13 protein-coding genes are annotated in these 10,824 nt (G+C 70.4%); 11 read left to right on the plus strand and 2 right to left on the minus strand.

Annotated features, from left to right (window positions below):
• Positions 1-142: 142 nt before the first annotated feature.
• The 10 genes from CRM73_RS16075 to murA all read left to right on the plus strand — a co-directional run bounded on the left by CRM73_RS16075 (position 143) and on the right by murA (position 9,044).
• Positions 143-532 carry an AtpZ/AtpI family protein gene (locus CRM73_RS16075; protein ID WP_017833263.1) on the plus strand — a complete coding sequence of 130 codons (390 nt, stop codon included), beginning with the start codon at positions 143-145 and terminating at the stop codon, positions 530-532.
• 33 nt (positions 533-565) lie between these two features.
• Positions 566-1,360 carry a F0F1 ATP synthase subunit A gene (gene atpB / locus CRM73_RS16080; protein WP_017833262.1) on the plus strand — a complete coding sequence of 265 codons (795 nt, stop codon included), beginning with the start codon at positions 566-568 and terminating at the stop codon, positions 1,358-1,360.
• Between the two features lie 114 nt (positions 1,361-1,474).
• Positions 1,475-1,678, plus strand: coding sequence for an ATP synthase F0 subunit C (gene atpE, locus CRM73_RS16085; protein WP_017833261.1), 204 nt, complete (start codon positions 1,475-1,477; stop codon positions 1,676-1,678).
• A 47-nt stretch (positions 1,679-1,725) separates the two neighbouring features.
• Positions 1,726-2,277 (plus strand): F0F1 ATP synthase subunit B, encoded by a 552-nt coding sequence (locus CRM73_RS16090; RefSeq protein WP_031282934.1) that lies wholly within the window; start codon positions 1,726-1,728, stop codon positions 2,275-2,277.
• The gene (locus tag CRM73_RS16095; protein ID WP_095651711.1) at positions 2,277-3,089 is read left to right on the plus strand and encodes a F0F1 ATP synthase subunit delta; all 813 of its coding nucleotides are present in this window, start codon (positions 2,277-2,279) and stop codon (positions 3,087-3,089) included. Before CRM73_RS16090 ends, CRM73_RS16095 begins: the two co-directional genes overlap by 1 nt.
• Before the next feature lie 151 nt (positions 3,090-3,240).
• The gene (gene atpA, locus CRM73_RS16100; protein ID WP_229588461.1) at positions 3,241-4,866 is read left to right on the plus strand and encodes a F0F1 ATP synthase subunit alpha; all 1,626 of its coding nucleotides are present in this window, start codon (positions 3,241-3,243) and stop codon (positions 4,864-4,866) included.
• A 60-nt stretch (positions 4,867-4,926) separates the two neighbouring features.
• Entirely contained in the window at positions 4,927-5,838 is a 912-nt protein-coding gene (locus tag CRM73_RS16105) for a F0F1 ATP synthase subunit gamma (RefSeq protein WP_017833257.1), read from the plus strand.
• A 55-nt stretch (positions 5,839-5,893) separates the two neighbouring features.
• Entirely contained in the window at positions 5,894-7,360 is a 1,467-nt protein-coding gene (atpD, locus tag CRM73_RS16110; RefSeq protein ID WP_017833256.1) for a F0F1 ATP synthase subunit beta, read from the plus strand.
• A gap of 2 nt (positions 7,361-7,362) precedes the next feature.
• Positions 7,363-7,638 carry a F0F1 ATP synthase subunit epsilon gene (locus CRM73_RS16115; RefSeq protein ID WP_031282932.1) on the plus strand — a complete coding sequence of 92 codons (276 nt, stop codon included), beginning with the start codon at positions 7,363-7,365 and terminating at the stop codon, positions 7,636-7,638.
• Positions 7,639-7,766: 128 nt separating this feature from the next.
• Positions 7,767-9,044 (plus strand): UDP-N-acetylglucosamine 1-carboxyvinyltransferase, encoded by a 1,278-nt coding sequence (gene murA, locus CRM73_RS16120; protein ID WP_017833254.1) that lies wholly within the window; start codon positions 7,767-7,769, stop codon positions 9,042-9,044.
• A 75-nt stretch (positions 9,045-9,119) separates the two neighbouring features.
• Here murA and CRM73_RS16125 read toward each other — a convergent pair whose 3' ends face one another.
• Both CRM73_RS16125 and nucS read right to left on the minus strand, forming a co-directional pair.
• On the minus strand, positions 9,120-9,323 hold the full coding sequence (locus tag CRM73_RS16125) for a cold-shock protein (protein WP_017833253.1): 204 nt from the start codon (positions 9,321-9,323) through the stop codon (positions 9,120-9,122).
• 324 nt (positions 9,324-9,647) lie between these two features.
• A complete protein-coding gene (nucS, locus tag CRM73_RS16130) occupies positions 9,648-10,343 on the minus strand; it encodes an endonuclease NucS (RefSeq protein ID WP_031282930.1) in 696 nt (231 codons plus the stop codon).
• A gap of 69 nt (positions 10,344-10,412) precedes the next feature.
• On the opposite strand from nucS, the gene CRM73_RS16135 reads away from it, so the two are divergent.
• Positions 10,413-10,754 carry an ATP/GTP-binding protein gene (locus CRM73_RS16135; RefSeq protein ID WP_229588463.1) on the plus strand — a complete coding sequence of 114 codons (342 nt, stop codon included), beginning with the start codon at positions 10,413-10,415 and terminating at the stop codon, positions 10,752-10,754.
• Positions 10,755-10,824: the final 70 nt, after the last annotated feature.

The following is a 10,824-nucleotide window of genomic DNA, read 5'->3' on the forward strand; positions in this document are numbered from 1 at the left end:
TGGAGCCGGTGCTGGAGGCCCGGCGGCGGGCAGCGGCCGAGCACCCGGACGGCCCGGTCGCACCCGGCCCCGCCGGCGACGGCACGCGCGACGGCAGGACCCCGGACGACAGGAAGCAGGACGACCATGAGCACGGACGACCATGAGCGCGGATGACCGCGACGACCCGGCCCGCCCGGACGGGACGCCCCCGCCGGAGGAGGGCCCCGGGGCCCCGCAGGACGGGCCCGGGGAGCGCCCCGGACTGCGCACCGCGGGGGAGCTCGTGGAGGGCGGAGGGCTCTCCGGAGGTCTCACGACACTCCTCTACGTGGTGATCGGGATGGGGTTCTGGAGTTTGGTAGGGTGGGGTGCGGATCGCGTGCTGGGAACCCGGTGGATCGTGGTCCTGGGAGCGTGCATCGGCGCCGCCTCCGGGATCTACGTCGTGTACCTCCACATGCAGGAGGGGTTGCGTCGCAGCCTGACCTCCGATGGGCGAGATCCACACAACCCGCACCAGTCCGGCCCGGACTCGGCGCCCCGACCGTGACCACCGGCCAGAGCACTGCAGAAAGGACCCGCATTGAACGCCGCCCTCATCAGGCTCCCCGCCACCGGAGGATTCACCGCCCCGACCGTCGAGGAGATGCACCTGCCGCCGTTCTTCGCGCTGGGCACCTTCGAGTTCGGCAAGCAGACGCTGCTGATCCTCCTGTCGGTCGTCCTGATCGCCGGCTTCTTCATGTGGGCCATCCGCCGCAACGCGCTCGTCCCGTCGAAGTCGCAGTACCTCGCGGAGAGCGGCTACGGGTTCGTGCGCAACCACCTCGGCCGGGACATCATCGGTGAGAAGGAGTTCCGCCCCTACGTCCCGCTGCTGTTCACGTTCTTCTTCTTCATCCTGGTGAACAACCTGTTCGGCTCCATCCCGGTGCTGCAGCTGCCGACCCTCTCCCACGCGGGCTCCGCCTACGTCCTGGCCGGCATCGCCTACGTCACCTGGGTCTTCATGGGCATCAAGCGCCACGGCCTCGGCGGCTTCATGGGCAAGATGACCATGCCGCCGGACGTCCCGAAGCTGCTCTACATCTTCCTCATCCCGATCGAGTTCCTCTCGAACCTGATCATCCGCCCGGTCACGCACGCCCTGCGTGTGTTCGCCACCATGTTCGCCGGTCACCTCGCCCTGATGGTCGCGGCGTCCATGACGGGCTACCTGCTCTCCCAGGCCAGCGCCATCAGCGTCGTCGCCCTGGGCTCGACCGTGCTCGGCGTGTTCATCTACTTCCTGGAGATCCTGATCCAGGTCCTCCAGGCCTACATCTTCACCCTCCTCTTCGCCGTGTACGTCCAGGGTGCCCTGCAAGAGGGCCACTGACGCCGGTGGAGCAGCCCCGGCCCCGGCCGGACCCCGCAGTCCATCCTCGAAATGTTCAGAGCCGACACGGCTACGACGCCCGGCCCCCGGGCACCTAGAAAGGAAATACCCCTCATGACTGGTTCGCTCAGCGCTATTGGTTACGGTCTGGCTGCCATCGGCGGTGGCATCGGCGTGGGTCTGATCTTCGCCGCGTACATGCAGTCCGTCGCCCGCCAGCCCGAGTCGCAGCGCGTGCTCCAGCCGATGCTGTTCTTCGGCTTCGCCGTGGTCGAGGCCCTCGCGATTCTGGGCTTCGTGCTCGCGTTCATCGCCTGAGTGCCTGACCAAGTACACGTCCTTCTGAGAGAACAGGAATCGCGCACATGACACTGTTGCTGGCAGCCGAGGAAGGGGCGAACCCCCTCTTCCCCAACGTCTGGGAAATGCTGATCACCGGCATCGGGTTCCTGATCCTGCTCTTCCTCGTCGTCAAGTTCGTCGTGCCGGCGTTCGAGCGGGTCTACCGTGAGCGCACCGAGGCCATCGAAGGTGGCCTGGCCAAGGCGAAGGCCGCGCAGGCCGAGGCCGCCGCCGCCCGCGACGAGTACAACCAGCAGCTCGAGAGCGCGCGCCTGGAAGCTCAGAAGATCCGCGAGGAGGCCCGCCTCGAGGGGGAGAAGATCCTCGCGGACTTCAAGGACCGGGCGAACGCCGAGTCGGCGCGCATCACCGAGAATGCCCACCGCACCATCGAGGCGGAGCGCTCGGCGGCCGTGGTCTCCCTGCGCAACGAGGTGGGCGCCCTGGCGACCACGCTCGCGGCGAAGATCGTGGGCGAGTCCCTCGACGACGACGCCCGGTCCAACCGGGTGGTCGACCGTTTCCTCGCCGACCTCGAGCAGGAGCAGGAGCGGAACGCAGGTGCGGCGCGGTAATGGCAGACGCAGCGAACGAATTCACCCAGCAGAGCGCTCGTGAGGTCGAGCGCTGGGCCGGCTCCGCCAGCCCTGCGCTCGCCCGTGAGCTGTTCGCCGTGCTCGCCATCCTCGACGAGAACGGCGCCCTGCGGCGCGCGCTGGCCGACCCCTCCTACGAGGGGCCGCGGCGCGAGCAGGTCGTGCGCCGGATCTTCGCCGACAAGGTCTCCCCGGACGCCGTGGAGATCGTCGCGCACCTCGCCGGTCGGCGCTGGAGCGACGACCGCGAGTTCGCCGACGCCCTCGAGCACGCCGGGGTGTCCCTCACCGCGGCGTCCGCCGAGAACCGCGCCGGACTCCAGGGCCTCGAGCAGGTCGTGGACCAGCTGATCGCGTTCAAGGGGGTGCTGGACGGCTCGCACGAGCTGCAGCGCGCCCTCAGCGACCAGCGCGCCGGGGTCGAGGCCAAGACGCGACTGGCGCACCGGCTGACCCCGGGCGCCTCGGACGAGGCACTGCTCCTCGTGGAGCAGGCCGTGCTCTCGCCGCGCGGAGCCCTGGTCGGCCGTCTGGTCGAGCGCTTCGCGGAGGAGGTGGCGGCCCGCCGGCAGCGGTGGATCGCGCACGTGACCACGTCGCGACCGCTGACCGAGGACCAGCGCGGCCGGCTGCAGCAGCAGCTGAACTCGCTGTACGGCAAGGACCTCAAGCTCACCGTGGACGTCGATCCGGCGCTGCTCGGCGGGCTCAAGGTGCAGGTCGGCGAGGAGGTCATCGACGGTTCCGTCGCGGCCCGGCTCGACGAGCTGCGCCAGCGGATCGGCGCCTGAGCGCCGGGGGCGCCCACACCGCCGCCGCGGGCGGGCGCCCCACCGGCCGAACGGCAGCAGCCGGTGGACCAGCGCAGCGTTCCGCCACAGATTTGGACTCACGGTCACCGCTGACGGCAGTGATCACGAACTAGGAGAGCAGGGACAGGACATGTCCGAAGTCACCATCAATGCCGACGACGTCCGTAGCGCGCTGAGCGAATTCGCCGCGTCCTACGAGCCCGGCACCGCAGAACGAACCGAGGTCGGCCGCGTCAGCAGCGCCTCCGACGGCATCGCGCGGGTCGAAGGCCTGCCCTCGGTCATGGCCAACGAGCTGCTGCGCTTCGAGAACGGCGTGCTCGGCCTCGCGCAGAACCTCGACACCCGCGACATCGGCGTCGTGATCCTCGGCGACTTCCGCGGCATCGAGGAGGGCCAGGAGGTCCAGCGGACCGGGGAGGTCCTCTCCGTGCCCGTGGGCGACGCCTTCCTCGGCCGCGTGGTCGACCCGCTGGGCACGCCCATCGACGACCTCGGCCCCATCGAGGCCGAGGGCCGCCGCGCCCTCGAGACCCAGGCGCCCGGCGTGACCATGCGCAAGTCGGTCCACGAGCCCCTGCAGACCGGCATCAAGGCCATCGACGCGATGATCCCGATCGGCCGCGGTCAGCGCCAGCTCCTCATCGGCGACCGGCAGACGGGCAAGACGGCCATCGCCGTGGACGCCATCCTGAACCAGCGCGCCAACTGGGAGTCCGGCGACGTCAACCAGCAGGTGCGCTGCATCTACGTGGCCGTGGGCCAGAAGGCGTCCACCATCGCCGGCGTGCGCCAGACCCTCGAGGACAACGGGGCCCTGGAGTACACGACCATCGTGGCGGCCCCCGCCTCCGAGGCCGCGGGCATCAAGTACCTCGCCCCCTACGCCGGCTCGGCCATCGGCCAGCACTGGATGTACGGCGGCAAGCACGTCCTCATCGTCTTCGACGACCTGTCCAAGCAGGCCGAGGCCTACCGTGCGGTCTCGCTGCTGCTGCGCCGCCCGCCGGGACGCGAGGCCTACCCGGGCGACGTGTTCTACCTGCACTCCCGCCTCCTCGAGCGCTGCGCCAAGCTCTCCGACGAGCTGGGCGCCGGGTCGATGACCGGGCTGCCGATGATCGAGACGAAGGCCAACGACGTCTCGGCGTTCATCCCCACCAACGTCATCTCCATCACCGACGGCCAGATCTTCCTGCAGTCGGACCTGTTCAACGCCAACCAGCGCCCGGCCGTGGACGTGGGCATCTCGGTGTCCCGCGTCGGCGGCGCCGCGCAGGTCAAGGCCATGAAGAAGGTCTCCGGCACGCTGAAGCTCGAGCTGGCGTCCTACCGCTCGATGCAGGCCTTCGCGATGTTCGCCTCCGACCTGGACCCCGCGTCCCGGCAGCAGCTGACCCGCGGCGCCCGGCTGATGGAGCTGCTGAAGCAGAAGCAGTACACCCCGTACCCGGTCGAGGACCAGGTCGTGTCCATCTGGGCCGGCACCAACGGCCACCTCGACGAGGTGGAGGTCGCCGACGTGCTCGACTTCGAGCAGGCCCTGCTGGAGCACGTGCGCCGCACCACCAACGTGATGGACTCCATCGTCGGCTCCGGCAAGCTCGAGGACGACGCCGTCGCCGCGCTGGAGACGGCCGTCGCCGAGGTCAAGCGGGACTTCCGGGGCACCAAGCACGGGATCGAGCCGGGCCACGAGGAGCACGAGCCCCTCGACGCGTCCGCGGTCGACCAGGAACGGATCGTCAGGAAGTAACCGGTCGGTCCGGTGCGCCGCCGCGGCGGCGCACCGGGCACGGTGACGAAAGGAAGTCACATGGGAGCGCAGATTCGGGTCTACCGAAACAAGATCGCGTCGACCAAGTCCATGAAGAAGATCTTCAAGGCCATGGAGATGATCGCGACCTCGCGCATCAACAAGTCCCGACAGGGTCTGCAGGCGGCGCGTCCCTACGCGAACGCGCTGACCCGGGCGGTCTCACAGGTCGCCACCCAGCACAACGTCTCCCATGCCCTGACCACGAGGGCCGACGAGGTGCGCCGGTCGGCCGTGGTGATCATGACCTCGGACCGCGGTCTGGCCGGGTCCTACTCGTCCAACGTGCTCAAGGAGGCCGAGGGCCTGCTGGAGCTGCTGCACGGGGAGGGCAAGGAGACCAAGGTCTACCTGATCGGCCGCAAGGCCCAGGCGTACTTCGACTTCCGCAGCCGTCCGTACGAGCGGAACTGGACCGGGGACACGGACAACGCCCGGCCGGACCGTGCGCGGGAGCTGCGCAAGGTGCTGATCGAGGACCTGGAGACCGCGTACGAGGACGGCGGCGTCGACGAGATCCACCTCGTCTACACGTCGTTCCAGTCGATGGTCGTCCAGGAGCCCCGGGTGCTCCGGCTGCTGCCGCTCGAGGTCGTGGACGCCAACGCGCTGACCGACGAGGTCGCCCGGGAGTTCGAGGAGCTGGAGGAGCCCGACAGCACCTTCGAGTTCGAGCCGAACCCCGAGGAGTTCCTCGACGCCGTCCTGCCGCGCTACATCGACGCCCGACTCTTCGCGAGCCTGGCGCACGCAGCCACCAGCGAGCTCGCGGCCCGGCAGCGGGCGATGAAGGCGGCCGGCGACAACGCCGACGACCTCATCAAGAAGTACACGCGCCTGATGAACAACGCCCGCCAGGCCGAGATCACCACCGAGCTCACCGAGATCGTGAGCGGCGCCGAGGCCCTGTGACGGGCCGTCCCGGCGATCCAGCAAGTGTCCACCACGAACAAGTGAAGTGAGAGATATGACTGCCACCATCAGCGAACAGGCCGGGCAGCCGGTCTCGGGCGGTGCCACGGGACGCATCGCCCGGGTCATCGGGCCGGTCGTCGACGTCGAGTTCCCCGAGCACGCCGTGCCCGGCATCTACAACGCCCTGACCGCCCAGTACGAGCTCAACGGCGAGAAGCGGACGATCACGTTCGAGACCGCCCAGCACCTGGGCGACAACATGGTCCGCGCGATCGCCCTGCAGCAGACCGACGGCCTGGTGCGCGGCACCGAGGTCAAGGACTCCGGCGAGCCGATCTCCGTGCCCGTGGGCGACGTGGTCAAGGGCCACATCTTCAACGTCCTCGGTGAGGCCCTCGACGTCGAGACCTCTTCCCTGGAGATCACCGAGCGCTGGCCGATCCACCGCAAGGCGCCGTCCTTCGCGGAGCTCGAGGGCTCCACGGAGATGATGGAGACCGGCATCAAGTCGATCGACCTGCTGACCCCCTACATCAAGGGCGGCAAGATCGGCCTGTTCGGCGGCGCCGGCGTGGGCAAGACCGTGCTCATCCAGGAGATGATCACGCGTGTGGCCCGCAACTTCGGCGGCACCTCGGTCTTCGCCGGCGTGGGCGAGCGCACCCGTGAGGGCAACGACCTCTGGGTCGAGATGGAGGAGGCGGGCGTCCTCAAGGACACCGCCCTCGTGTTCGGCCAGATGGACGAGCCGCCGGGAACGCGTCTGCGCGTGGCCCTGACCGGGCTCACGATGGCGGAGTACTTCCGCGACGTGCAGAACCAGGACGTGCTGCTCTTCGTCGACAACATCTTCCGCTTCACCCAGGCCGGCTCGGAGGTGTCGACCCTGCTGGGCCGCATCCCCTCCGCCGTGGGCTACCAGCCGACGCTGGCGGACGAGATGGGCGTGCTCCAGGAGCGCATCACCTCGACCCGCGGCCACTCGATCACCTCGATGCAGGCGATCTACGTGCCCGCCGACGACTACACCGACCCGGCCCCGGCCACGACGTTCGCCCACCTGGACGCGACCACCGAGCTCTCCCGTGACATCGCCTCCCGCGGTCTGTACCCGGCGATCGACCCGCTGACCTCGACCTCGCGCATCCTCGACCCGCAGATCGTGGGCCAGGAGCACTACGACGTCGCGATCCGCGTCCGGTCGATCCTGCAGGAGAACAAGGAGCTGCAGGACATCATCGCGATCCTCGGCGTCGAGGAGCTCTCCGAGGAGCAGAAGGTCGTCGTCTCGCGCGCGCGCCGCATCGAGCAGTTCCTCTCCCAGAACACCTACACCGCCAAGCAGTTCACCGGTGTCGAGGGCTCCACGGTCCCGCTCGCCGAGACCATCGAGGCGTTCGGGAAGATCTGCGAGGGCGAGTTCGACCACGTGCCGGAGCAGGCGTTCTACAACGTCGGCGGTCTCGACGACGTCATGCAGCAGTGGGAGCAGATCAAGAAGCGGACCGGTGGCAAGTAGTCATGGCTGAGATGATCGTCGAAATCGTCTCCCTCGAGCAGGCCGTGTGGACCGGCACCGCCCGGATGGTGCGGGTCCGCACGTCCGAGGGCGACATCGGTATCCTGCCCGGCCACGAGGCCGTGGCCGGCATCCTCAAGCCCGGCGACTTCGCGGTGGACCCCGTGGACGGCTCCCGGCTCGAGGGCACGATCGACGCAGGCTTCGTGTTCGTCGACAACGACCGGGTGACGATCGTGGCGGACAACGTGGAGCTGCCCGGCGCCGCCGCCGCCTGATCCCGCCCGTCCGCGCGGGGCCCCGCCCCGCGCGCCCAGCACATCGCGGCCTCCGCACCACCGGTGCGGAGGCCGCGGCCGTACCCGGGGCCCCGCAGGGACCCCGGCGAGACCGCCCAGGAGAGTGGATGGAAGAGAAGATCGTCGTGCACGGACCCACCGCGGTCAACGGCACCCTGCGCGTCTCCGGCGCGAAGAACAGCGTGCTGAAGCTGATGGCGGCGACCCTGCTGGCCGAGGGCGAGTCGACCATCACGAACGTCCCCGAGATCCACGACGTCACGATCATGGCGGAGCTGCTGCGCCGGCTCGGCTGCGGGGTGGTCTACGAGCGCGCCGAGAAGACCGTCCGCATCGACGTCCCGGCGGTCCTGCACCACCAGGCGGACTACGACCTGGTGCGGGCGATGCGCGCGTCGATCTCCGTGCTCGGTCCGCTGGTCGCCCGGTGCCACGTGGCCGAGGTCGCCCTGCCCGGCGGGGACGCCATCGGCTCCCGCGGCCTGGACATGCACCGGGCGGGTCTCGAGGCGATGGGCGCGGTGCTGCAGATCGAGCGCGGCTATCTCGTGGCGTCCGTGCCGCGCAGCCTGCGCGGGACGCACTTCCGCCTGGACTACCCCTCCGTGGGCGCCACGGAGAACCTCATGATGGCGGGGACGCTGGCCGAGGGCACCACCGTCATCGACAACGCGGCCCGCGAGCCGGAGATCGTGGACATCGGGCGGATGCTGCAGGCGATGGGCGCCCGGATCGAGGGGCTCGGCACGAGCACCGTGACGGTCGCCGGGGTGGCGTCCCTGCGCCCGGTGGAGCACCGGACGGTGCCCGACCGGATCGTCGCGGGCACCTGGGCGTTCGCCGCGGCCGTGACCGGGGGGACGGTGGAGATCGAGGGCGCGGAGCCCGGCCACCTGACCGTGGTGCTGGACAAGCTGCGCTCCGCGGGCTGCCGCGTGGACACGGACGGGGGCCGCTTCGTGGTCGCCGGACCGCGGCGGCCGCGGGCGATCAACGTGTCCACGCTGCCGTACCCGGGCTTCCCCACCGATCTGCAGCCGTTCGTGGTGGCCCTCAACGCGGTGGCCGAGGGCTCCGGCATGGTCACGGAGAACGTCTTCGAGGCCCGCTGGGGCTTCACGGCCGAGCTCGAGCGGCTGGGCGCGAGCGTGCGCCTCGACGGCCACCACGCCCTGGTGGCGGGGATGCCGGTGCTCTCCGGGGCGCCGGTGGAGGCCATGGACATCCGGGCGGGCGCGGCCCTCGTGATCGCGGGCATGGCCGCCGTCGGCACCACGGACGTGAGCGGCGTCCAGCACGTCGACCGCGGCTACGAGCACTTCGTGGAGCAGCTCGGGGCCGCGGGGGCCGCCGTCGAACGGCACCTGGTCGGCACCGCGTACTGAGCACGCCGGCACGACGGAGCCCCGCACCCGGGACGGGTGCGGGGCTCCGTGCTCAGCCGGTGCGCGGGAAGCGGATCAGATGAGCGTGACGCCGGTGGCCTGCGGGCCCTTCTGGCCCTGGCCGATCTCGAACTCGACGCGCTGGTTCTCCTCGAGGGTGCGGAAGCCGCCCGACTGGATCTCCGAGTAGTGGACGAAGACGTCCGAGTCGGAGTCGTCGGGGGTGATGAAGCCGAAGCCCTTTTCGGCGTTGAACCACTTGACGGTGCCCTGGGCCATGAAGATCTCTCCTTGCGAGATGGTGCGAAACGTGTGCACAGGTCGTGCACTGAAGGGCGGTACCACGAGATGAGCCGAGGGCCGCGGTCTCCGTTCCCGAAGGAGGAGGACCAGGGCCAGGGTCGAACGTCACGCTCGCTTACCCGTTCTGCGAGCATGCAAAACATGGAACGAAGAACACGTTCAGCTTCACACACTCCCCGGGGGCGGTCAACGTTGTTCGCCTGCTGATCATCGCGTGTTGCGGGCTGTTCGCCGAGCGCGTGACCCCGGCGGCGCCCGGCGCGGACCCGGGCCCGCGCCGGTGGGCCCGGGGGAGCGGGCTCAGAAGAGGCGCGAGCCGCTGTCGTCGAGCCCGCGCATCTCGTCGTAGTCGAGGGTCAGGCACGCGATGCCCCGGTCCTCGGCGAGCACCCGGGCCTGGGGCCGGATGAGCTGGGCGGCGTACACCCCGCGCACGGGCGCCAGGAGGGGGTCCCGGTTGAGCAGCTCGAGGTACCGGGTGAGCTGCTCGACGCCGTCGATGTCGCCGCGGCGCTTGAGCTCGACCGCCACGGTGGCGCCGGCGGCGTCGCGGGCCAGGATGTCCACGGGCCCGATCGCGGTGGGGTACTCGCGCCGGACCAGGGTGTGCCCCGAGCCCAGGCGGTGGATCTGCTCGGCGAGCAGGCGCTGCAGGTCCGCCTCGACGCCGTCCTTCACCAGCCCGGGGTCGGTGCCCAGCTCGTGGGAGACGTCCTCGTGGATCTCGAACACCTGGATGACGAGGCGGTCGTCGCTCTTGGCGGCCTGGACGGTCCACGTCTGCAGCACGCCCTCGGCCGCGAGCTCGGCCTCCGGCTCGCCGACGTGCAGGCGGGCGGGCGGGCTCATCCAGTTCAGGGGCTTGTAGCTGCCGCCGTCCGAGTGGACGAGCACGGAGCCGTCCGCCTTCACGAGGAGGAGACGCCGGGCGGCGGGCAGGTGGGCGCGCAGACGCCCTTCGTAGTCGACGGAGCAATCGGCAATGACAAGACGCACGCGGACCAGCCTAGCGCTCCGCGGGACCCGGCCCGGACCCGGAGGCCCCCGCTGTGAGACGATGGCGCGGTGCCACGCTCCAACCACTCCTCCCGACGCCGCCACGGCGGCCCCGGCAGCGGCCCGCGCGCGAGCAAGTGGCAGCGCGGCGCCGCCCAGAAGCCGTGGTCGGTCGAACGCGTCCTGGAGCCGGCGCCCACGGTGGAGCGCTCGGCGGACGGGGACTGGCTGGTCCGCCACGTCCGGCCCGCCAACGCGGTCAAGACCTACACCTGCCCCGGCTGCGGCCGGTCGATCCCGCCGGGGATCGCGCACCTGGTCGTCTGGCAGCAGGACTCCCTGCTGGGGGCGCGCAGCGCCTTCGAGGACCGCCGCCACTGGCACGAGCGCTGCTGGCGCACCCGCCGCTGAGCCCGGCCCCGCCCGGCGCGGCCGCCGTCACGGCGTCACGCCGGGAGCGGACACGCGGGCGCACCGGTGG

This window comes from Kocuria sp. CCUG 69068, assembly GCF_020833785.1.
Taxonomy (GTDB): Bacteria; Actinomycetota; Actinomycetes; order Actinomycetales; family Micrococcaceae; genus Kocuria; species Kocuria rosea.